At 57.9% G+C, this 21515-nt stretch carries 18 protein-coding genes; 5 read left to right on the forward strand and 13 right to left on the reverse strand.

Features of this window, described 5'->3' with window-relative positions; all coding sequences use genetic code 11:
• Window positions 1–34: 34 nt before the first annotated feature.
• The 3 genes from ACKPCU_RS01810 (at window position 35) to ACKPCU_RS01820 (ending at window position 3528) form a co-directional block, all read left to right on the forward strand.
• A complete protein-coding gene (locus tag ACKPCU_RS01810; protein WP_104739896.1) occupies window positions 35–1084 on the forward strand; it encodes an MBL fold metallo-hydrolase in 1050 nt (349 codons plus the stop codon).
• A gap of 239 nt (window positions 1085–1323) precedes the next feature.
• A complete protein-coding gene (locus tag ACKPCU_RS01815; RefSeq protein WP_321349412.1) occupies window positions 1324–2394 on the forward strand; it encodes a BMP family ABC transporter substrate-binding protein in 1071 nt (356 codons plus the stop codon).
• Between the two features lie 285 nt (window positions 2395–2679).
• Complete coding sequence (locus ACKPCU_RS01820) at window positions 2680–3528, forward strand: GIY-YIG nuclease family protein (RefSeq protein WP_321349414.1); 849 nt, start codon at window positions 2680–2682, stop codon at window positions 3526–3528.
• Window positions 3529–3748: 220 nt separating this feature from the next.
• Here ACKPCU_RS01820 and ACKPCU_RS01825 read toward each other — a convergent pair whose 3' ends face one another.
• The 8 genes from ACKPCU_RS01825 to ACKPCU_RS01860 all read right to left on the reverse strand — a co-directional run bounded on the left by ACKPCU_RS01825 (window position 3749) and on the right by ACKPCU_RS01860 (window position 10291).
• Complete coding sequence (locus ACKPCU_RS01825; protein WP_321349416.1) at window positions 3749–4198, reverse strand: hypothetical protein; 450 nt, start codon at window positions 4196–4198, stop codon at window positions 3749–3751.
• Between the two features lie 649 nt (window positions 4199–4847).
• Window positions 4848–5552, reverse strand: a complete 705-nt coding sequence (locus ACKPCU_RS01830) for a hypothetical protein (protein ID WP_321349418.1) — start codon at window positions 5550–5552, stop codon at window positions 4848–4850.
• Between the two features lie 127 nt (window positions 5553–5679).
• Entirely contained in the window at window positions 5680–6033 is a 354-nt protein-coding gene (locus ACKPCU_RS01835; RefSeq protein WP_321349420.1) for a hypothetical protein, read from the reverse strand.
• A gap of 102 nt (window positions 6034–6135) precedes the next feature.
• Window positions 6136–6651, reverse strand: a complete 516-nt coding sequence (locus tag ACKPCU_RS01840; protein ID WP_321349422.1) for a hypothetical protein — start codon at window positions 6649–6651, stop codon at window positions 6136–6138.
• A 100-nt stretch (window positions 6652–6751) separates the two neighbouring features.
• The gene (locus ACKPCU_RS01845) at window positions 6752–7243 is read right to left on the reverse strand and encodes a CPCC family cysteine-rich protein (protein WP_321349423.1); all 492 of its coding nucleotides are present in this window, start codon (window positions 7241–7243) and stop codon (window positions 6752–6754) included.
• A gap of 110 nt (window positions 7244–7353) precedes the next feature.
• A complete protein-coding gene (locus tag ACKPCU_RS01850; protein WP_321349425.1) occupies window positions 7354–7584 on the reverse strand; it encodes a hypothetical protein in 231 nt (76 codons plus the stop codon).
• Between the two features lie 107 nt (window positions 7585–7691).
• Window positions 7692–8162, reverse strand: a complete 471-nt coding sequence (locus ACKPCU_RS01855; protein ID WP_321349427.1) for a hypothetical protein — start codon at window positions 8160–8162, stop codon at window positions 7692–7694.
• A 776-nt stretch (window positions 8163–8938) separates the two neighbouring features.
• The gene (locus tag ACKPCU_RS01860) at window positions 8939–10291 is read right to left on the reverse strand and encodes an amidohydrolase family protein (RefSeq protein WP_321349429.1); all 1353 of its coding nucleotides are present in this window, start codon (window positions 10289–10291) and stop codon (window positions 8939–8941) included.
• Window positions 10292–10852: 561 nt separating this feature from the next.
• On the opposite strand from ACKPCU_RS01860, the gene ACKPCU_RS01865 reads away from it, so the two are divergent.
• Window positions 10853–11866: an isopenicillin N synthase family dioxygenase gene (locus ACKPCU_RS01865; RefSeq protein WP_321349431.1), complete on the forward strand. Its 1014-nt coding sequence runs from the start codon at window positions 10853–10855 to the stop codon at window positions 11864–11866.
• Between the two features lie 272 nt (window positions 11867–12138).
• Here the strand turns inward: ACKPCU_RS01865 and ACKPCU_RS01870 are convergent, their stop codons facing one another.
• The 3 genes from ACKPCU_RS01870 to ACKPCU_RS01880 are packed head-to-tail and all read right to left on the reverse strand — an operon-like array spanning window position 12139 to window position 16738.
• Window positions 12139–13503, reverse strand: coding sequence for a DUF1254 domain-containing protein (locus tag ACKPCU_RS01870; RefSeq protein ID WP_321349432.1), 1365 nt, complete (start codon window positions 13501–13503; stop codon window positions 12139–12141).
• Window positions 13504–13550: 47 nt separating this feature from the next.
• Window positions 13551–14894 carry a DUF1329 domain-containing protein gene (locus ACKPCU_RS01875; RefSeq protein WP_321349434.1) on the reverse strand — a complete coding sequence of 448 codons (1344 nt, stop codon included), beginning with the start codon at window positions 14892–14894 and terminating at the stop codon, window positions 13551–13553.
• Window positions 14894–16738, reverse strand: a complete 1845-nt coding sequence (locus ACKPCU_RS01880; RefSeq protein ID WP_321349436.1) for a DUF1302 domain-containing protein — start codon at window positions 16736–16738, stop codon at window positions 14894–14896. Before ACKPCU_RS01880 ends, ACKPCU_RS01875 begins: the two co-directional genes overlap by 1 nt.
• Window positions 16739–16850: 112 nt before the next feature.
• Between ACKPCU_RS01880 and ACKPCU_RS01885 the strand changes: the two genes are divergently transcribed.
• The gene (locus ACKPCU_RS01885) at window positions 16851–18947 is read left to right on the forward strand and encodes a helix-turn-helix domain-containing protein (RefSeq protein ID WP_321349438.1); all 2097 of its coding nucleotides are present in this window, start codon (window positions 16851–16853) and stop codon (window positions 18945–18947) included.
• Window positions 18948–18954: 7 nt separating this feature from the next.
• Here the strand turns inward: ACKPCU_RS01885 and ACKPCU_RS01890 are convergent, their stop codons facing one another.
• Both ACKPCU_RS01890 and guaD read right to left on the reverse strand, forming a co-directional pair.
• The gene (locus ACKPCU_RS01890) at window positions 18955–20172 is read right to left on the reverse strand and encodes a urate hydroxylase PuuD (RefSeq protein ID WP_321349439.1); all 1218 of its coding nucleotides are present in this window, start codon (window positions 20170–20172) and stop codon (window positions 18955–18957) included.
• Window positions 20153–21514 (reverse strand): guanine deaminase, encoded by a 1362-nt coding sequence (gene guaD / locus ACKPCU_RS01895; protein ID WP_321349441.1) that lies wholly within the window; start codon window positions 21512–21514, stop codon window positions 20153–20155. Before guaD ends, ACKPCU_RS01890 begins: the two co-directional genes overlap by 20 nt.
• Window position 21515: the final 1 nt, after the last annotated feature.

Here is a 21515-nt window from a genome sequence, read left to right on the forward strand (position 1 = left end):
GTATTAACCTTAAATGTAATGCCGTGAGGTGACCATGCTGTTTCGCCAACTGTTCGACGCTGCTTCCTCCACCTACACCTATCTGCTTGGCGACACCGTCAGCGGTGAGGCCCTGTTGATTGACCCGGTCTTCGAGCAGACCACCCGTGACCTGTCGTTACTGCAGGAGCTGGGCCTGACCCTCAAGCTGGTGGTCGACACCCACGCCCACGCCGACCACGTCACTGCAGCCTGGCTGTTGAAACAGAAGACCGGCTGCCAGATTGCCTCCGCCGCCGTCATTAACGCCGAATACGTCGACCTGCCCCTGCACCACGGCCAGCGCTTCGGCGTCCAGGGCGTTGAGCTGGAAGCCCGGGCCACCCCCGGCCATACCGACGGCTGCATGAGCTACGTGCTGAGCGACCAGTCGATGGTGTTCACCGGCGACGCATTGCTGATCCGCGGCTGCGGCCGCAGCGACTTCCAGCAGGGCAACCCGCACACGCTGTATCACTCGATCACCGAACAGCTGTTCAGTCTGCCCGACAGCTGCGAGGTGTACCCGGCCCACGACTATAACGGCCGCACCCAGAGCAGCATCGGCGAGGAACGCGCCTTCAATGCGCGGGTTGGCGGTGAGGCCAACGAGAACGACTTTGTCGGCTATATGGATGCCCTGCGCCTGCCGCACCCCAAGCGAATCGCCGAGGCTGTGCCAGCCAACCTGCGCAGCGGCCGGCCGCCGGAAGATCAGCTGCCGCTGCAGCCGGAATGGTGCGATGACCTGCGCATTACCTACGCGGGTGTGCCCGAGATCAATCTCGAATGGCTGATGGCCCACCGCAAGGAGCTGACCCTGCTGGACGTGCGCGAGCCCAACGAGTACGAACAGGAGCCGCTGCCAACCTACCTGGGCAACGCCCTGCAGATCCCGGTCGGCAACCTGCACGACCGAGTTGCCGAGGTACCAAACGTGCTGCCGGTGGTCGCGCTGTGCCGCTCGGGCAAGCGTTCGGCACTGGCTACCAATATCCTCCGCGAGCACGGTCTGACCCACGTCGCTAGCCTGCACGGCGGCTGGCTGGCGCTGCCGCAAGGCTGACCGACTCGGTGCACGCAGCGCAGGGCCGCACCATTGTCGTGCAGCCCTTGCTGCGTTGCGCGCCCACAGCCACGGCGAATCTCCTGCGGAAACATCGCACTGGCAGCAAAGGCCCTCGGACGCTAAAATTTTTCGTCATTTCCTGAACAAATGGCCAGTTTTTTGCTGCAGGGAAAGATCGGCCCCGCTCCAACGGACGCGGAACGGTCGCCAACAACTAGATCCCAGGAGAAGCACTCATGAGTTTCAAACGCACACTCGCTCTGGCGGCAGCCCTCGTCATGCCGCTGCAGGCCATCGCAGCAGAAGACCCGATGAAAGTCGGTTTTGTCTATGTTGGTCCCATCGGTGACCACGGCTGGAGCTACCAGCACGATCAGGGCCGCAAGGAACTGGAAGCGCACTTCGGTGACAAGGTGCAGACCACCTTCGTCGAGAACGTCAACGAAGGCGCCGATGCCGAGCGCACCATCCGTCGTCTGGCCCAGGCCGGCAACGACGTTATCTTCACCACCTCCTTCGGCTTCATGAACGCCACCGCCCGCGTCGCCGCCGACTACCCGGACAAAACCTTCCTGCACGCCACGGGTTACAAGCGCGCCGACAACCTTGGCACCTACCTGTCCGTCACCTATGAAGGCCGCTACGTCACCGGCACTGCTGCCGGCATGGTCACCGAGAGCAACGTGCTGGGTTACATCGCCTCCTTCCCGATCCCGGAAGTCATCCGCGACATCAACGCAACCTACCTGGGCGCCAAGGCAGTCAACCCGGATGTCGAGTTGAAGGTCGTCTGGGTCAACACCTGGTTCGATCCGGCCAAGGAAGCTGACGCCGCCAACACCCTGATGGACCAGGGCGCTGACGTCATCATCCAGCACACCGACAGCCCAGCACCGCTGCTGGCTGCCCAGAAACGCGGCGTATGGGGTGTTGGCCAGGCATCCGACATGAGCCACTTTGCACCTGAAGCGCACCTGCTTTCCGTGGTCAACGACTGGGGCCCGTACTACATCAACACCGTTCAGGCGGTGATGGACGGCAACTGGGAGTCTGCTGACTACTGGGGCGGCATCCACGATGGTGTGATCAAGGTCGAGTCCATCAGCGACCGCCTGACAGAAGAACAACGCGCCAAGGTCGACGCCATGATCGCCTCCATCGGCAGCGGCGAATTCCACCCCTTCACTGGCCCGATCAAGGACCAGAGCGGCACCCTGCGGGTAGCCGACGGTGTGGAAATGACCCACGAAGAACTGGCCACCATGGACTGGTACGTCGAAGGCATGACCGCCACCATTCCGCAGTAAGCGCATGCAGCGCATCGGCAGCGTGCCCATCACACGCAGCCGGTGACTGCAGGCAACAAAAACCCGGGCATTGCTCGGGTTTTTTATCGCCTGTACTCAGGCGCTTTGCAGATGCAAACTTGAAAGGTGCATACGCCCCCGCAAACTCAAGCACCCAGCCATGCGCCTGATTTAAGCTTGGCAAACCCGCCCAGCAATAGCACTATCGAACCCAGTTGGTAGGCACAGAACACTGCGCACTGCTCTTACGGAAGGACATCTAGGCGAAGCAAACGGAAATCTAAAATGCCCAGTGCAACCATCAAAATTTACCTCCCCCATGGCGATCCAAAGCGCCTTCGCACTGGCGAAATCTCAAACTGGTCTGGTAAGGCCGTCGCCGGCCCCAGGACGGAGCTGGATCAACTGCTAAAACGAGAGGAAGCCGAGAACGTTGGCGTATATCTGCTCACCGGCGTTGACCCAAAGTCCGGTGGGCCTGCGGTGTACATCGGCGAAGCAGAGTCCATTCAATCGCGCTTGAAACAGCACCTGGAAAAGGACTTCTGGAATCACGTTATCTACTTCACCAGCAAAGACGAAAACCTGACCAAATCCCACATTCGCTATCTTGAGGGCCGTCTGATTGAACTGGCCAAGCAGGCGGGGCGGGCCAGCCTGACCAACTCGCAGGCCACCAGCTCAAAACTGCCGGAGTCAGACCGGGCAGATATGGAGATCTTCCTGAAGAAGATCGAACAGCTGCTCCCGGCACTCGGCGTCGAAGTGCTGGTTCCCATCGCCTCCGAAGGACAATCAAAGGAAGAAGCGAGACCACTCTTCTGCGAGGTCAGCGGGCTAAAAGCGCAAGGCCACCTCACGCCCAACGGGATGGTGGTCTTTGCCGAATCGCAAGCGGCGGAAAAGCTCAGACCCTCGGCAAAGGATTACCCCTGGGTTGTAAACACCCGCGCACAGCTGATCAAAGACGGAGTCCTGATACCCGCATCAGGCCATCTGCTCTTCGCCAGGAACCACGAATTTAGCAGCCCCAGCGCCGCTGCCGCAGTGATTCACGGCGGCACAGCAAACGGCAGAACGGCCTGGAAAGACAGCAGCGGTACGACGTTAAAACAGCTCGAATCCACCGACTAACGGCACGCGCGCGCTCGACCTTCCTCTTGGGGCGAGCGCGCAACTAATCAGCTACGCCAACGACTCCCGCAGCCGCGCAGCCAGCTCGGCCTTGTCCTGCCCGGTCAAACACAACCTGCCGCTTTGCGGATAAAAGCAGGGACGGTAACCCAGAAGGTCGCGTAGGCTTTGGAGTGGGGGCAAAGCCACAACGGAAGCACCATCACCGTAATTGGCTTGGTTAGGTGTTTTGCTTACGAGCACGGTTCTCTCGTAGTTTTGCCCGGACCTCCTCCCTGTGTTTTTGGTAGTTCAGATCGAGCGTCTTGAAGTGACCCAGTGCGACGGTGGTCGCCACTATTGCCGTAGAAGCAACCCAGGTAATTTTATCCTCAAACAATCTCGTCATTTCAAAAACAACGCCACTTGACCGCAAGAATCTCAGATCAAATATCGCCGCAATGTTGTCAGATAACGTTATTGCCGCACCGACAAAAATCATCACAACAAAAAATCTGCCGAGCCAGTGAAAAAGGTGTACTGCGATATCAATAGACTTGACCGCAACATCAACACACCAAAACACAGCGGATTGAATGAATAGCAAGGCATTTTCTGACCACTCGCGGACCCAGCTAGGTGCGAGAAACAAATACCAAAATAGCAAGCCAATCAGCCCTACTATTTTCATTACACTAAATATTACACCCATAAGTTAAACACATATACGCCTGAGTTCAGCCGACCAAGACTGCGAAGCGGGGGGAAGTCCACCTTGTATGTATAATTTCTTGTTAACCCTGACCAACCTTTCCCCGATATGAGTAGGTGGAGGGTTCAAGCCTAAAAAGTACGTCAGATAAACGGATTTGGTATGAAAGACGGTCCCTCCCCAAGCTTTCACGCATCGCTCTGCACAATTGTGTGTAGGCAAGAGTCTCTTGCTCCTTCTCAAGGGTGCCGCCTTGCAACCAAAAGCTTTCCAAGGCCTCCACTACGCCCGCATCGGCACATACACAGATCCGAGCCTTGGCATCGTTGAGCGCCCCAAGCTCAGTCATCTCGTCCTGGGTTCGACCGGCCCTTCTAGCAGACACTAGCAGTGAAGTGGCTTTCAAAAAGTCCGTATAGGCGTCCAAGCGCATCTTCGCCAACTCATCATTCCGGCTCTTTTTCTCGGACAGAACATGGCCAAAGACCGCACCTATGAGGCCTGAAATGAGTGAGAGTATCGCTGCTAGAGTAATAGTCATGTGGCCCTTTAGGCTAACGTTTGGTTAAGGGGCCGGCTTTAGCCGGTCCCGAGTGAGCGAAACGAACGGCTTGAACCAGTTGTTAGCTTACGTGAACACGTTACTCATTTCGGCTTTTAGTAGTTCTTTGGCACCATTTTTAGCCAGTGCGCCATGTGCAGCAATAATAGCCTCAAAGTCGAGCGTTAACAGAGCCTCAAAATCTTTTTTGAGCGTTTCACCTTTTGGCGTTACGCGTTTCAACCAAGGCCCGCCAATATTTAGACCCGTTTTGAAACCTAGCAATTTAAATGCAATTTTTGTAAACCACGAGAAATAGCTCCAATCAGAATAATATTGAATGCTGTCAGTGGTTATAAGTAGCTTGTGCTCTTTAATGAGAAGCGCTGCCTCTGGAAAAATGGCAGATTCAAAAATGAAAAATTCGGAATTGTTGATAGGCCCAGTAGTGCTTGAGTTGATAATTTTTGTTGGGCTTGGTGATTTGTATGTTTCCTGGCCTTGCTGAGCCCAGAACTCACATCCATATCTGTTTAGGTAAAACTCATCGTCAAGACCGTGAAAGTCACCAAGTCTGATTATTTTGCTCACCTTACCAAGTAGATCCAAAGCTGCAAGGCCTTCCTCGTTCATGCGAACTGGATTAATTAGTGTTAATTCCTGGCCGTTTTGTAGAATGATCATATTTCTGTTCATTCTCATTCCGGGTCCCATCTTTATGCTGCCATGCAGCATAAATACGCCAGGGTATAAATTCTGTATTTGATCGTGCGGATGTGCTGGCGGATACATAACTCTTCCTTAAGTATGCTAACGCCTTGCTCTGCGGAAATTTAGGAGCGACAGCGAGTAAATTTTCCGTAGCAGCAACTTGTTATGGCTGGCGCTCAGAGCGATAGACAGTATCTGCAATCTAGATTTATTTGGAAATAGTGTTTTCATTGACATACCAAACACCATCTTTTTCATGAATCCCTACGACAATAAGAGCTTCATTTTTTTCATATATTGCACGCCACACAAACCTCAAGCATCTTGGATGATTGTCATCTTTAAAGCCATTTAGAGAACCAAGATAAAATCGATTTTGATAAACGCCTAATTCCTCTCGCATTAGCTCTGTATCTTTTAGAAAAATATCCTCACCAAAGCCTTCTAAATCGATTTTATCGAACCGACGGATAAATCCCTCGTAGTCACCGACTCGATCAGCTTCCAGCATTTCCGTAAGATACTGTTCCGCAACTGCTAGCTCTTTCTTTAGGTCATTCATTCTAACTCTCCTGAGACTCAGTTACTTTTCGCCATAACGTTTGGTTAAGGGGCCGGCTTTAGCCGGTCCCGAGTGAGCGAAGCGAGCGACTTGAACCATTTGTTAGGCATTTGTTGCACGTTCAAGTGCTGCACGCAACTCGGTAATACGGTTCTCTCCGAACGGGATAATTGCTGAGCCAGTTTTTGTTTTGTTCGGATTTCTGCACTTTGCGCTGGTGATTTTATGCTTCGTGCCAAAAATAGTTTTGTCTTTGATAATCCAGAAACCTTCCGGTTGAAGATTTTTACTTAGGTAGATGATGTATAACTCATCCCAACCTTTGTGTATCGGGGATATTGTTCTGGTTTTTGAAAAGGCCGATACTGTTTTTACCTGTATTCGCTGAGGCTTATTCAGCGCAATTTTAATGTCCCAGCCTTTCTCACTGTGGCTGCCATAGCTCAATAGCTTTTCATCGTGCAGTGATAGCAAATAGAGGTATGCGTAGTACTCGCCTATGCATCCAGTCTTTTGATCTCCACCAGGAATCGAGGGCATAGACTCTTGGAGTCTCTGCAAGCGCTCATAGGCTTGAGCGTACTCCGCTATTGCACTCTGGATATGTTGATGGCTCATGATCAATTGCCTAACGCCTCAAACACCGGCATGGTGAAGTTGGCGACTTTTTTGGAACAAAAAAGGTGACAGCTTTGCCATGTCCGCGTGCTTTGTCTTGTTAACTGTATGTGGCACGAAAGTCCCTCACTATCTCTTTTTGTACTTGCTTACCACTAAACTTAGCTCTCGCTTGGTTCAATGATTCTCGGTTAGCGCCACCCTCATAGTCTGGGTTGCGGAATTGAACATCATCATCTTCCCAGCTACACATAGAGCATATCTCCCAGGAGCCACTGACCCAATCGGATAACGTCAAATAGCCGCAACAAGGGCATGCTCTTGGGGCTACTAATACCTCTGTAGGTTTCTTGGTATCTGTTCGTTCCTCGAAGCAAGCCCAGAATAACTTTGCATCTTTAAGGTGTTCGCGAACGAAATGATCCCACCCTTTGACTATCAGTTTTACTGGAGGATTTGATGCTTCATCGTCATTGATGCATTCATCAAAAGCATCCCAGTTCTTACCGTAGTAATCGGGAAATTCTAATGCTTCCGAAAGCAGAGAGTGGATTTCACCAATATCCATCCCTGACTTAATTTCAATCTTCAATTCTGGTGTTCGATACATGATTTACAGTTAACGCCCGAAGCAGCGGCGCGCATTAGCGCGTCCAGCCCATAGGGCGATGCTGCCTTTATTTGTTATGTTTCTTTTCTTACTCATTTTTTATCAAATATCTTTGGAGTGGCCCAGTCACTTGCACAGAGCCAATCCTCTGGAATTTCTTGAATAGCTTCTTCCGGTGCTTCTAAATCCCAACAGTGTTCCCACCCTCCGGTAGAGTAGTCAGCAATGGTTACTTCTACTTCCCATTTCGCTAGCCACTTTTTCATAAAAACAAAATCTGCGTCATCGTCCAAGTGATCAATGTAAATCGTAACTTTCTTCATAACTCTCTTAAAACATAACGCCCGGCTTTGGGGCGGACTTGTAGCCGCGCAGCGGCGGAAAGGCCGTCCCAGCCCCGAAGGGGCTACAACAGCCGATTGTTATGTTTTCAATAGTACTGTGTGTAGTCAGCCTCAAAATCGGCCATGGCAGCCAGTTGATCTAGGATGACTTTTCCGGTCGACAACAGCTTTTTGGTTCGCTCGGGGTCATCCCAGCCATCAGCACCGTGCTTTCCACCGTGAAATAGATTGTTCCGAACAGTTTTGAGAAGGCGGACAACCCTGCAAAGATCTGACCGACAGTCACTCATACCAACTTCTTTCCACTCCACAGCCGAATGCGGGCCTACCTTCTGTCGCTTTGGATTTAACTCCAGCAACACTCGTGTCTGATCAGAATGTTTGAAAATATCTGCGTACCACTCAATGAAGGCATCCCACCCTGGCTCAGCATTTTCCCCAACGCCATTACGTTTGAGTAGCTTGTTCTCTTTAAGTGCAAACTCAAATCGAGAGAACCAGTAGAAGAAGTCGAATGCAATATCTTTCAACTCGTCCTGAATATCTTCTCTACGCACGAACTCTCCTGAAAACATAACAGTGATTAGATCGCGCTAACTTTAATACGCGGCATAGCGCCGGATTAGAGCGGCCTCGTATTTTATTGTATTTCAATGGTTTAGCAGCGCTCTGCCGCGATTGCGGAACGTTAAGCCGCGCGAGGCTTAATGTTCCGTTGGTCGGCGGTGTTGGCTTGCGCGCAGGCGATCGCGCTGTCGGGTATTCGAGGTGAAGTGTGTCGAGTCTATGTAGCATCCATGCCTCCCGATGGGGCCGCGAGAAGTGCGGTGATTTGATAGTGCTACTGCAAGGCGCGTTTGCCAACCCTGAATACGGCTAAAGGCTTGCTCAAGTAGCGCGGCCCTGCCGCGCAAATACGAACGTGGCGCATGCACGGACCCCAGTCCCGTTTACGCGGGCGAGTAGCGCAGGGCTGACGGGAAAAGGAGTCATAGGATGTCTGAGGCTCGAAGAGCCGAGTTCTTGAGTGGCCGGCGAGGTCTCCCCGTCAGCCTGAGCAACGCAGCGAACCCGAAGGGCCGCGTAGTCGGGTGCCCGGGAGATCGTTAAGGGGGCTGTGCAAGCCGCTCCCTTGGCTCGCCGAAAAAGGCGAAAGGCGAGCTAGAAGGCGGCGTAGGGAGCGTGCCAACGGTGCAGTGGCGGGGAACGCACGGCCACGGCGTGCCGTGGCCCTACGAACGTCGCGACATCGCAGCTAATAGATGCTGGGTGCCTATCGCTTTAGTGAATCACGACAACGCGCTGGCCGAGTTGGAACTCGGCCCCCCCAGAATCAGCTCCGAATCAGCTGCGCCACCGACTCTTGCACCCGCGCAGTCAGCTCGGCCTCATCCAGCCCGCAGATATTGCCGTTATCGACCGCCGGGCGGCCCTGAATAAAGCTGTATTTGACGCTGGCCGGTTCGCCGCACATCAGCGGCGCGGTGAGCGGGCTGTGGACGCCAGCAAAGCGTGGCTGGTTGATATCGAACAGCACCAGATCGGCAGCCATGCCGACAGTGATTTCGCCGACGTCATCCAGACCCAGCAGCTTGGCGCCGTTGCGGCTGCCCCAGTTCAGCACCTGTTCCAGTGTGGTCGCTTCCGGGCCGTGCACGGCGCGGTGAATCAACCAAGCGAGGTTCAGCTCCTGCAGCATGGAGCCGGATTCGGCCGAGGCGGAGCCATCGACACCAAGGGTTATCGACATACCTGCCTGTTCCATTTTGATCGCCGGGGCGATGCCGCTGCCGAGACGACAGTTGGAGGTCGGGCAGTGGGCGATGCCGGTGCCGGTGCTGGCGAGACGGTCGATGATGTAGTCGTCGCAATGGACCAGATGGGCAAACCAGACGTCGTCGCCCAGCCAGCCGCAATCACCGGCGTAATCCACTGCGCGCTTGCCGTATTTCTGCAGCGAGGCGACTTCGTCAAAGTCCACTTCCAGCAGGTGCGAGTGCATGCCCAGTTTGAACTCGCGGGCATAGGCCGCCTGTTCGCGCAGGCCGTCCGGGTCGCTGGAGTGGATCAGGCTGGTCGGCGCAACCACCAGCTTGCGCATGACGTCGCCGCCATCCTGATGATAGCGAACCCGGCTGGCATCCAGGCGTTCGATGATCTGCTCGATGGTTTCTGGAGCGATACCGTGTTCGAGCATGCCGTGATGGCTGCCCACCGAGGTCGCGCTGCCGCGGCACAGCACCATCCGCATGCCCAGCTCGTCGGCGGCGCGCCAGACGGCGTCTTCCAGCTCGGGGCTGGTGGTGGCGTGGTAGAGGTAATGGTGATCGGCGCAGGTGGTGCCGCCCGAGCGCAGCAGCTCGTACAGCCCCAAGCGCGCCGCGTGATACATCAGCTCCGGAGTGACCTTCGGCCAGTAGCGGTAGGGTACGGAGCCCAGCCAGTCGTTGAGGTTCTGGTTCAAACCGCCCGGCACACCCTTCATGATCGACTGGGCAAGGTGATGGTGGGTGTTGACTAGGCCAGGCCAGACCACGCAGCCACGGGCGTCGATCAGGGTTTCACCTGCGCCCGGCGCAAGGTCGCGGCCGAGTTCGGTGATCTTGCCGTCGCTGATGCGAATATCGGTGGCGTTAGCCACTGTGGGGGAAAAGACGGCCTGGGCGTTCTTGATCAGGTAAGCCATGAAGGTACTGCTCCTCTATTGCTGCCAAAGAGCAATGTCCCGGAGCTAGGGAAGCACGGATCAATGCCTCACGCCCCTGACCGCTTCTACTCTGTTGCGTTGTGTTGATGTGACCGCAGCATGCGGTGCTGTAGCAGGGAGTGCAATTTTTTGACCAACTGCCAGACCCGCTACAGCCCCCATGCCATCAGCCACGCGATGCCAGCAGGTCGGGCAGAACGACCAAATCCGGTGCAAGTGGTCAGCTTTTGCGCAATCACGGTGCAACCTGCACGGCAGCCGCAACCTGAACAAAACGCGCAGGGCCGCGACAACCGGCGCGTTGGGAGGGATTCGACCATGTTGGCGCAAAATCTGCTTGAGTATTTGTGCCGCAGGACTATCCTCGGCAACGTGAGTAGAAGCTGTCAGGGGGCAACACCCCAGGTCATTGCTCAGTTAGCGGACAATGCGCATTGCGCGGCGGACGCCGGACTGACAGGCCACAGCCTCTTTCCGACTCCCCCGCCAGCGTCATTCTCCGCACCATTTGCCCCCAATGGGACTACTCGGAGATTCAACATGACAACCGCAACAACCCCTGAATACGGTCTGAAAGAACTGCAGCTGGAAAGCACCCTCGGCGGCATGGGCAAGGAAACCGTCCGCGACGTTCCGCTGATCGACCTGACCGACTTTGAGAACCGCCGTAGCGAGATCGCCGACCAACTCTGGAGCGCCGCCACCGAAGTCGGCTTCTTCCAGCTGGTCAATCATGGTCTGGACGTGAAACTAGTCCAAAGCGCCTTCGCGCTGTCCGAAGCCTTTTTCGCCCTGTCCAACGACGAAAAAGCCCGCTTTCCGCTGAAGAAGGGCCTGAACGCCGGTTGGGAGTTCATGTCGCAGGTGCGCCCCTCGACCCGCACGGCAGACCAGAAAGAGTCCTACCAGATCACCCTGCCGCACATGGATGACCTGTGGCCCAACCAGACCGTGGTGCCCGAGTTCCAGCGCATCATGCTGGACTTCGAATACCGCGCCTGGCGTCTGGGCATGGACGTGCTGTCCTGCTTCGCGGAACGCCTGGGTTTTGCCCGCGACTTCTTCACCAAGGCCCACGACCGCAGCCTGCCTGATTACCAGAGCACCCTGCGGCTGCTGCACTACCTGCCGATGCCGGAAGAAGACCTGGACGAAAGCCTGTGGCGCGCCGGTGCGCACACCGATTTCGACTGCCTGACCATGGTGTTCCAGAAGGAAGGCCAGGGCGGCCTGCAGGTCAGCCCGGGCAAGGACGCCGAAGGCGCCGGCGACAACCGCGAGTGGAGCAGCGTGATCCCGCGTGACGACATCATCACCTGCAACATCGGTGACATGCTGATGCGCTGGAGCGACGATCAGCTCAAGTCCACCCTGCACCGCGTGCGCATGCCCAAGCCCGGCGAATACCGCGGTCCGCGCTACAGCATGGCGTTCTTCTGCCAGGCCAATAAGGAAGTGATGATCGAGACTCCGGCTGGCAAATACCCGCCGATCTCGGCGGCCGACTACCTGCTGCAGCGCATTCAGGCGAACTTTGCCGAAGCGAGGAAGTAACCCTCAGCGCAAACAACAAACCCGGCCACCGTGCCGGGTTTGTTGTCCAAGGCCGACTGGACCGACACTGCCGACCACTTAATCCCCACCACAGCCGGAGCTGCAGCCAATATGACCGGCACAGTAGTCATCGCCCGCTGATCACTTGCAGTCGAGCGCGTAGCAAAAACCATCCGTAATATTGATCTGCGCATCGATGGCAAACAGCAGCGGCAGACGGTGCTCCGCTCGCGGCTGCGTTCTTCATCGCTCATGCCGTGCTCAGCGGCAACTCAATCCACCCGCTCAATAACTGGTGGCTGCCAGAGGGCATTCAGAATCTCTGGCCCCGGCCAGTAGAGCCGCAGGATCAAGTTAAATGGCTGCTTGGGCGCCGGTAGCCAATTGCGCGCCTGATTCGCATCGGCCGGTCTGTCATTCTGCACATACAAGGTCAGCGATCCATCCTCGGCAAAGTGCAGGTCGTTCCGATCCCCGATGGCGTAACGATTAGCCTGATTACCCACCAGCATGCGACTGGTGTCATACATAGTCAGCGACCAGAACCCGTTCACTGGCGGTAGCTCATCGGCGCTGAAATGCAGTTGGTAGCTGGAATTACCATCAAGCTGATCACCACGCGAATCAGTGGTGGCCGTCGAGTAAACCGCATCCTCTGCACCATTCGCGCCCAACCCAACCTTGGCAACCAGCGCTCGCTGTACATAACGCTGTGCGTAGTCGCCGAGGTCGTACACGGTGTGCCATTCACCGGGCGGCACCTGCTGTTGCAGTATCTGCAAGGTATTGCTCAGAACGCCCAGCGCCTTGTCATATCCCAGCTGTAAGCCAAGACGCTTGAGCGGATTACCGGTCACACTGCAATCATCTGTCAGCAGCCCGGCAGAGCGCAGCTGTTGCAGCATGGGCTCATCTGCCGCTGGTGCCGGGTTGTCATCAAGCAGTTGACAGAACGCGGTGTAGAACTCATCCATGGACCAGTCTCCGATCTGCTTGTCAGGTGCTTTGTCCATGAGCAGATCCGGCATATCTATAGGAGGGGATGCAGAGACTGAGTCAGCGTCCAGTGGGTGCAACCCGAGACGCTCCTGCAGCGCGTTTACCTGCTTGTAGTCACTGGGGCCGGAACTCTTGATACGTCCGAGCACCCAGGCCATGTTGGTCGGCGACTGTATCTGTTCGTAGCCGTCCGGTACGCTGCCGCTCCAGTCCGGGCCGGTAATCAGGTAGCGGGCCGGCGCCGATCCAAGGTTGCGTGTGCCAGGCGAGGCAATCACATTGGTCCAGGCGTCGAGAATCGGCACCATGTAGTAGAAGCCTTCGGTCGATGGCAGGGTCATCACCATCGGTCCAACCGACAGATCGAGTCGAGCGGACGAATACAGGGTGTCCACGTTAGGCGCGACAACGCTGTTGAAGGTATGGTCAGGGAACACCTTGCGGTGGCTGAACTCGTTGATGCCCGTCATGCCCATGGCAAGTTGATGACGCTTGGTCAGCTCCATCAGTACCAGCGGATAGGCATAGAAATAGCCCTGCGCGCCCACCTTGGAGGTGGCCGACACCTGCCAGCCGGCGGCGGCAAGAGCGCCGACCACTACGGCTGAGGCAACAATCAGCTTGGTTATTTTTTTCATGGTATCTCCAGCAAAGGGTGACGCTCAGGGCCACCCTTGATCAGCTCTTAGCGAGCTAGGCGCTTGATAGCGTTGGGGGTGAAATCCGCCTTCGAGGCAGGCTGGTTGTAGACCGCCGCACCGTCTTCGTTAACCATGAAGTTGGTCGCATAGCGCCGCGAGTACAGGTCGTAGGTGACTTCCATGCCGGAGCTGGGCAGTTCAATGTCAGCAAGCTGGTAGGGATGGGCCTCGTACACACGCCAGATCTGCTGCTGGTTGTCGTAGATGTCTGAGACCAGAATTTGCCAGCTGTCTTCATCGACGTAGAAGCGGCGCTTGGCATAGACGTGGCGTTCCCCTTCACGCAGGGTTGCATCGACTACCCAGACACGGTGTTTCTCGTAACGAGTCCGGGACTGATCAATGTGCCCCTGCTGCAGCAGCTCTTCGTAGCTCACCGATTTGTCATGCAACGCATAGGCGTTGTAGGGGACCAGCATTTCCTGCTTGCCCACCAGTTCCCAGTTGTAACGGTCAAGCGCGCCGTTAAACCCGGCAACGCTGTCAGATGTCAGTGCGCCATAGCTGAAACGAGCACTGCTGTCGTAGGCCACCGTGGGCGCACGGCGCACACGGCGCTGCCCCGGGTTGAACTGCCAGGCGGAGCGTGCCTGCTCCGTCGGATTGATCGGGTCATGCACCAGCGTAACTGTGCCGGCAAAACGCGACGGGTTCAGGGTCTGCACCAAGGTGTAGAACAGCATATTCTCGCCGGCATCCAGATCCGTGACATTCTCCCGGAAGGCCACGTGCTGACGGTGGGTGATCAGCGTGTAATCACCGTGTTCCTGCACCACGGCAGACGAAAACTGCCTTTGGATAGAGCCACCGCGATAGCGCGTCAGGTGGTTCCACATGACTTCTTCTGCCCGCTCGGGCATCGGGAAGGGGATGGCAAAGTCATAGTTGCGCACACCGTAGCCGTCGTCGGTCAGGGTAACGGTGCCGACGTTCTCACGGGTCTGCTCGTAATAACGCTGCGGTACACGGGTGCTCCGGTGCGTCGGATAGACGGGCAACGTGTAGTCGGGGAAAATTTCCAACAGCTTTTGGTGGCCCTCAGACAAGAGCTCGGCGTAGTCAGCTGCGTTGCTGCGATCAACAGTGTACAGCGGCTGCTCGTCAGCAAAGGGATTAGCGTAGTTACCCTGCGCATCGGCCGCGGTGGCATCGGTAGCCATGCCGCCGGTCCAGGCCGGGATACTGCCATCGGCATTACCAGCCATCTCGGCGCCGAGCGGGGTAAGGCTGTCACCCAGGCGGCTGGCATCGGACCCTGCCGCCACGACAGCGCAGGAAATGGCGCTAGTGAGCGCCAGCAATAGGGCTTTGTTGGTATGCGTTGTCATCAGAAACTGACCTTCAGGTTAACGGCGACAAAGTCGCGGTCATCAATGGTGGAAAAGTCGTTGGAGCCAAAAAAGTTGTTGTAGCTGAGCTCCGCCGAATACTTGTTCTTGTACTGCGCTGCGACCGCCAGACCGACCGCCTGCTGCCCCTTTTGGAAGTTCGGGCCATAGCCGTCGACGTCGTGGCGCCAGCTCAGCGACGGGGTGACGACCGTGGCGGGCAGCAGGTTTTCGTAGTCCAGCGAGGCGCGCAGGCGATAGCCCCACGACCAGCTGTCGACCAAGCCATCCCGGCTGCAGTTGCGGCCGTTATAGGCAGCAATCTGGCCTGCGGTAAGCCCGCCGGTGCCTTCACCCGCAGCGGGCGTAGCAACGCAGGCACTGCCATCTGTCGGCGGTGTCCGGTTGAAGCTGCCAGCGCGGCCGAAGCGCTCGGTTGCCTGGTCCAGGCCCGCGACGTAATTCACGCCGCCTTCTGCGACCCAGGTCAGCTTGCTGGAACCCAGCGCACGGGTAACCGTACCGACGCTGCCAAGGGTCATCTGCCACACCGGCATGCGCTTGTAGCCCTGCACCTCTGTCCCGCGGTAGGGGGCGATATTGTCAACCGGCAGAATGGTGGTGGTGCCGGAGCCGGCCAGCAAAGCCACCATGTCGGCGCCGTTGTAGCCCAGCGGCTGATTGGGACGGTAGGTCAGTTCACCGTAGACCGCATTATCCGCAACCACGGTTGCGATACTCGCCCCGAACAGGCGAATGTCTTCGGGGTACTCGGTAAAGTAGGTCCCGGTATTGATGTTGGTCTCGGTAGCGCTGCTGGCCGGTTGCGCCGCGATGGTGCCACTCATGTTCAGGCTGCGGCTGTGATAGTTCATGTAGTACAGCCCGACGTCAGCATAATTGAGCGCCGGCACTGAGAAGTTCAGGGCCAGGCCGTACTGCCCCGAGTCCCGCGCCCAGCGAGTGCCGGCGCGCTGCAGATATCGCTCCTGCGCGATCGAGTCGGCGGTGGTGCCTCGCCCACCGGCGATCATGAAGTCGACCGCGCAGCCTTCAGGCAAGGTGTCACTGAAGCTGAAAAACGTGCCACAGCCGTCGTAGACGGAGGTACGGTGGTTGTACTGATAGAAGGCTTCGAGGCTGATGCTGTCGGTCAGATCGGTGTTGATCGATACCAGCTCCACCGGCATCAGACCTTCTTTAAGCTCGACACCAGGGCGTCTGAACGCCGATACATCCAGTGGACTGATCGCGTTGACACCGTTCTGAATAAAAATCGACTCTCCCCAGGTCAGCACCTGCTTACCCACCCTCAGGTGCAGATCACGATCACCCAGTTCGAAGTCTTTCCACACATAGGCATCCAGAGTTTCAAAGCCCTTTGCCTGGGCCGTCGGCTGCCAGCTGCTGTCGTCAAAGCCACTGAAGTCGCCATTACGGGTGGCAAGCGCATGGTCGTACCAGTACTTGAAGCGGACAAACAGACCCTGGCTACCGTTGTTCAGGTCAAAGTCCGTCAAACCGGAGATCAGCGTGGAGATATTGTCGCCAGACTGGTAGTTCAGCCGGGCATCGTCCGCGTTATAGTTGACGCCGTCGCCTTTGCGGCCCAGCGTAGCTGCATCGGAGCGGGTCAACAGGTGCGGGTCGGCATCGCTGGCTGCCCAGCTGGCGCCCAGAGTCAACGTGGTGTTGGTGCCAAGCGTATACTCGTCACCGATCTGCCAGTCTGCTGCCATTGCGATATTGCCGCCGGCAGCCGCCAGGGCAACGGATGTAGCCAGTGTCGCCACCTTGAACATGGGACGAACAGCTGCGGGAAGCGCGCGAAGATGCTCACTCATCGTGCGTATAGCTCCTAATTGTGTAGTGTTATAGTCGGAGTTGAAACAAGCCCAACGATGCTCAGGAACGTGGAGGGCAAGGAGCACGCATTCTCAGTGCAGGTCCAACGTGATGGGTAATCATCCCCCGACAATAAATTTCCGACAGTTCGTCGAACGCCCCTCTGTCTGCGCAACCGTGGTCGCGGCTTGGCTGAGTGCGCTTGAGGTAGCCGGCAACCAGCGAAACGCCATCACCCGCGCAGCCGGCATTGGCGCCTGGCTGCTGAACCAGCCAGGCGCACGCATACCCGCTTTTATCTCCCGCCAACTGTGGGACGCTATCGAAGCCAGCAGTCAGGACCCGCTGATCGGGTTCCGCCTGGGACAGGCAAATACCGCAGGACAACTGTTCCGGCTACGCTATCTGGTGCAGATGCAGGAGGAAATCGACGATGCGCTGGGACTGCTGGAACAGTACTTTCCCCTGTTGACCGGCTGCCTGCAGCTGCGGATCACACAGACTGTCGAGCACATCAAGCTGACCGTATCTGCCCCCCCGACGCTACGGCCCCATCCGTTGGAAATCGACTTCTGGATGAACTGGCTGGCCGGCATCTTCGATCATCGCCTGACTGCCCATGAGTGGCGCCTTGAGCGGCCTCGTCCGGACGGGTTCAGCCAGCTGCCCGGACACACTGCACGGACGCTGTTCGACGCCCGACACAACCAACTGGTCATGCAGCGCTCAGCCATCGGGGCGTCAGTGCACGGTACCGCAAGCGTCACCCGCGAGCCGTTGACGCAAAGTTTTGTCACCCATGCCCAGGCCATGAGCAAGCCCACAACCCTTGAGCAGGTCGCCAATCACCTGCTGCTCGACAGCCGTCACGGCTATGCCTTCGAGGCAGTAGCAGAGGCGTTGTCGACAACCCCGCGGACCCTGCAGCGACAACTGCAGGACACCGGCTGGAGCTTCAGCGAAATGGTAGACACCATACGCAAACAGCTGGCCGCAGACCTTCTGCAACACGGCAACGCCAGCATCGGTGATGTTGCTGCAGCCCTCAAGTACGAAGAGACATCCAACTTCATTCGCGCCTTCTCGCGCTGGTACCTGTGCACGCCAAGTCAGTTTCGCAAGCAGCTGCAGCAGGCATCCGCGCGCCCGGAGACGCCGGTTGCAGCGCAGGCAGGCGAACAGGGCGACACCTCGACAACTGGAGGCACCCTGCGCTGCATTGTCAGCGCACTGCGCGCAGACTATGACCTAGACCCGGCGCTGATGCTGCAGGAGCTTGGCCTCCCCTGTGACCTCCTGGAAGGCAAGCAGGACCGCATTCCGATGGTCTGGATGCAACGCATCTGGCGCTGGTGCGAACAGAACCTGAATGATCCGGACTTTCCCTTCAGGGCGCTGCAACACCATCGCCCGCCCAGCTTTTTCGGCTTGGATCTGTTGCTGGGCTGCGGCAATGACATCGCCGACTCGGTGATTCTCGGTTGCGAGATGCTCCAGCTGTGGAACAACTCCATGACGCCCGAAATCATCCTGCAGGCCGATGGCCACTGGCTGATGACGCCGAACCGCACCCCCGACAAAGGCGTTCACCCGTACTCACGCGCCTTTCTGCAAGCCAGCTTTATTCGCATGTTCGAGCAGCAGGCTGGGCTGGTTGGATCAACGCTGGTCGCCTATATAAGCAGCGCCGACCCTGACCCCGGTGACCACGCAGTGGTGAACTGGGCCCGGATGGGCATTCCGGTGCGCTATGAGCAGCACTGCAACGGCATCGCCTTCAAGGCTGAATACTGGCACATGCCCATGCCTGGCTCAGCGCCGCACATGCGCGAACCACTCGAAGTGGCCTTGCTGCAATACCTGCTCGAACAGCAGCTACTGGTGCCGCTGGAGCTACTGCGGCGTGTTGTAGCCTCGCACCTGTCCCAGACAACGGAACTGGCCGCGCTGAGCGCGCTGCTGCGTTGCAGCGAGCAGAGCCTGGAAACAGTCCTGCGCTATCATGATGTCAGCTTGGCCGCAGTGCATGACCAGGCTCGGCGCAGTCGGGCCAGGCTCTTGCTGCAGCGCGATATACCCATTGCCGACGTCGCAGAGCAACTGGGCTTCAGCTCCCCCAGCGGGTTCGCCAAGGCCTTCAGACAATGGGAAGGCACCACGCCGATGCAGTTCCGTCAGGGTAGCGGCAAGCCGGCTACCCCTCACTGATACCAACTCAGGGATTTTCCTGCAGCCACTTGCCGAGCAGGTCACGCTCCTCGGGGGTGATGCCGGTCATGTTGCCGAGCGGCATGTACTGGGTGGCAACCGCAGCCTGATAGACCTTGTCACGGTGTTGCTTGAGGTGCTCTAGCGAGTCCAGCACGATGCCGGCCGGCGGCGCCTGGAAGGCCGGGCTGGTGGGCTTGACCGCGTGGCAGGCCTGACAGTGTGTTGCCAGCAACTGGCTGATGTCGGCATCGGCTACCCGGCTGACGGCTGCACCTTCTTCGCTCCCGTGGCTGTCGATCCTGGCCGGTGCGCTCGGCGCCATAGCCCAGATCAGGGCAACGGTGGCCAGCGCACTGACAACCAGAATCGACGGCTTGAACTGGCCCTGATTGCGCAGGTTGAAGAAGTGACGGGCATAGGCCGTGATCGCACCAATCGCCGCCAGCACCGCCCAACCGTAAGCGTTGGCGTAGAACATCGGGTAGTGGTTGCTGATCATAATGAACAGCACCGGCAGGGTCAGGTAGTTGTTGTGGCGCGAGCGCAGCATGGCGCGCTGAGCCAACATCACCACCTCTTCACCCGGCTTCTCGCCACGGGCCACCGCATTCACCAGTGCGCGCTGGGCCGGCACGATGCCGAGGAAGACGTTGGCGACCATGATGGTGCCGATCACCGCACCTACGTGAATGTACGCTCCGCGGCCGGCAAACACCTGATACAGACCGAAGGCAACCGCCACCAGAATCAGATAGAGCACCACGCCGAAGGCCATGCCGTTACGCGACAGCGGGCTGCGAATCAGCGCCTCGTAGATCACCATCACACCAAGCAGGGTGCTGATACCGATAGCCATCGCGCCGGCGGCGCTGAGATCCAGCTTGCTCGGGTCGATCAGGTAACCGGGGTTACCGAGGTAGTAGACCACGAACAACAGCGCCAGACCGCTCATCAGGGTGCTGTAGGCCTCCCACTTGAACCAGTGCAGGTCAGTTGGCATCTGTTCGGGGCCGACTTCATACTTGGCCACCTCGTAGAAACCACCACCGTGAATGGCCCAGAGGTCACCCTTGATGCCTTTTTGCTTTTTCCACGCTGGCGGCTCGCGCAGGTTGTTGTCGAGCCAGACGAAGTAGAACGAGGCGCCAATCCAGGCAACCCCGGCAATCACGTGAAACCAGCGGATGATCAGGCTGAGCCAATCAGACAGATAGACCAGCATGGGCTGCTCCTTGTACGGCGTCGCGGTCGTACCGACATTGGCCGGCGATGTAGGTGCGACGGATGCTGCGATCGTCGCCGAGGATCATCAGGTCGAACAGGATGCCCGACAGATCGCGCTCGGCGCTGTGTTTGAGCTGCTGAATCGGGCTGGCGGCGCGGTCGATGATCAAAAAGTCCGCCATCTTGCCGGGTGCCAGGTTGCCGGTCTCGGCCTCCTGATGCAGCACCTTGGCGTTGCCCAGCGTCGCCATGTAGAACGCCTGGAACGGGTTCAGGCTCTGGCCGCGCAGCTGGCAGACCTTGTAGGCCTCGGCCATGGTAACCAGCATCGACAGGCTGGTGCCGCCGCCGACATCCGACGCCAGACCGACCTCGACATTCGCCGCGCGGGCGCTGGCCAGATCGAACAGGCCGCTGCCGAGGAAGGTGTTGGAGGTCGGGCAGAAGGCGATGCGGGTGCCGGTTTCGGCCAGCCGGGCGCGGTCGGCATCGTCGATATGAATGCCGTGCGCCAGCACGCTGCGCGGGCCGAGCAGACCAAAGTGGTCGTAAACGTCCAGATAGCTGGCACGATCCGGGAACAACTCGGCAATCCAGGCGATCTCGGCCTTGTTCTCGGCCCAGTGGGTCTGCATCAGCAGGCCCTCGGCCTCAGTCATCAGCTTGCCGGCGTAGGTCAGCTGCTCATGGGTCGAGGTCGCGGCAAAGCGCGGGGTCACGGCGTAGCGCTGACGGCCGGTGCCGTGCCAGCGGGCGATCAGCTCGCGGCTTTCTTGGTAGCTGGCCTCGGCGGTGTCGCGCACGCCGTCCGGGGCGTTGCAGTCCATCATCACCCGGCCGGTGGTAATCGCCATGTTGTACTCGTGCGCCGCACTGAACAGCGCTTCACTGGCGACCTTGTGTGAGGTGCTGAACACCAGCGCCGAGGTGGTGCCGTGCGCCAGCAGCAGGTCGAGGAAGACCTTGGACTGCTTGGCCGACCAGTCCGCGTCAGCAAAGCGCGATTCGGTTGGGAAGGTGTAAGTTTCCAGCCATTCCAGCAGCTGGGTGCCGTAACTGGCCATCACCGCCAGCTGCGGCATGTGTACGTGGGTGTCGATCATGCCGGGCAGGATCAGCCCCTCCGGCGAATGCTCAACCGCTGTGCCCGCCGGCAGAGTCGGCAGCAGTTCGGCGGCGTCACCGACCGCCTGAACTCGGCCATCGGCAACCACCAGCAAGCCGTCGGCGAAGTAGCTGTAACTGGCCGGATCGGGCGTGCCGAGCCCCGGCTCGGACAAAAAGTGCAGCAGTGGGCCGCGGAAGGCCGACACGCTGCCGGCATCAGAGTTGGTTGTCATC

It is taken from the genome of Halopseudomonas oceani, from assembly GCF_963677335.1.
Classification (GTDB): domain Bacteria; phylum Pseudomonadota; class Gammaproteobacteria; order Pseudomonadales; family Pseudomonadaceae; genus Halopseudomonas; species Halopseudomonas oceani.

What these genes read in the sequence shown, in the direction of transcription:
- ACKPCU_RS01810 (WP_104739896.1), top strand. Translation starts at nt 35, where the DNA reads ATGCTGTTTCGCCAACTGTTCGACGCTGCTTCCTCCACCTACACCTAT.
- ACKPCU_RS01815 (WP_321349412.1), top strand. Translation starts at nt 1,324, where the DNA reads ATGAGTTTCAAACGCACACTCGCTCTGGCGGCAGCCCTCGTCATGCCG.
- ACKPCU_RS01820 (WP_321349414.1), top strand. Translation starts at nt 2,680, where the DNA reads ATGCCCAGTGCAACCATCAAAATTTACCTCCCCCATGGCGATCCAAAG.
- ACKPCU_RS01825 (WP_321349416.1), bottom strand. Translation starts at nt 4,198, where the DNA reads ATGAAAATAGTAGGGCTGATTGGCTTGCTATTTTGGTATTTGTTTCTC.
- ACKPCU_RS01830 (WP_321349418.1), bottom strand. Translation starts at nt 5,552, where the DNA reads ATGTATCCGCCAGCACATCCGCACGATCAAATACAGAATTTATACCCT.
- ACKPCU_RS01835 (WP_321349420.1), bottom strand. Translation starts at nt 6,033, where the DNA reads ATGAATGACCTAAAGAAAGAGCTAGCAGTTGCGGAACAGTATCTTACG.
- ACKPCU_RS01840 (WP_321349422.1), bottom strand. Translation starts at nt 6,651, where the DNA reads ATGAGCCATCAACATATCCAGAGTGCAATAGCGGAGTACGCTCAAGCC.
- ACKPCU_RS01850 (WP_321349425.1), bottom strand. Translation starts at nt 7,584, where the DNA reads ATGAAGAAAGTTACGATTTACATTGATCACTTGGACGATGACGCAGAT.
- ACKPCU_RS01860 (WP_321349429.1), bottom strand. Translation starts at nt 10,291, where the DNA reads ATGGCTTACCTGATCAAGAACGCCCAGGCCGTCTTTTCCCCCACAGTG.
- ACKPCU_RS01865 (WP_321349431.1), top strand. Translation starts at nt 10,853, where the DNA reads ATGACAACCGCAACAACCCCTGAATACGGTCTGAAAGAACTGCAGCTG.
- ACKPCU_RS01870 (WP_321349432.1), bottom strand. Translation starts at nt 13,503, where the DNA reads ATGAAAAAAATAACCAAGCTGATTGTTGCCTCAGCCGTAGTGGTCGGC.
- ACKPCU_RS01875 (WP_321349434.1), bottom strand. Translation starts at nt 14,894, where the DNA reads ATGACAACGCATACCAACAAAGCCCTATTGCTGGCGCTCACTAGCGCC.
- ACKPCU_RS01880 (WP_321349436.1), bottom strand. Translation starts at nt 16,738, where the DNA reads ATGAGTGAGCATCTTCGCGCGCTTCCCGCAGCTGTTCGTCCCATGTTC.
- ACKPCU_RS01885 (WP_321349438.1), top strand. Translation starts at nt 16,851, where the DNA reads ATGGGTAATCATCCCCCGACAATAAATTTCCGACAGTTCGTCGAACGC.
- ACKPCU_RS01890 (WP_321349439.1), bottom strand. Translation starts at nt 20,172, where the DNA reads ATGCTGGTCTATCTGTCTGATTGGCTCAGCCTGATCATCCGCTGGTTT.
- guaD (WP_321349441.1), bottom strand. Translation starts at nt 21,514, where the DNA reads ATGACAACCAACTCTGATGCCGGCAGCGTGTCGGCCTTCCGCGGCCCA.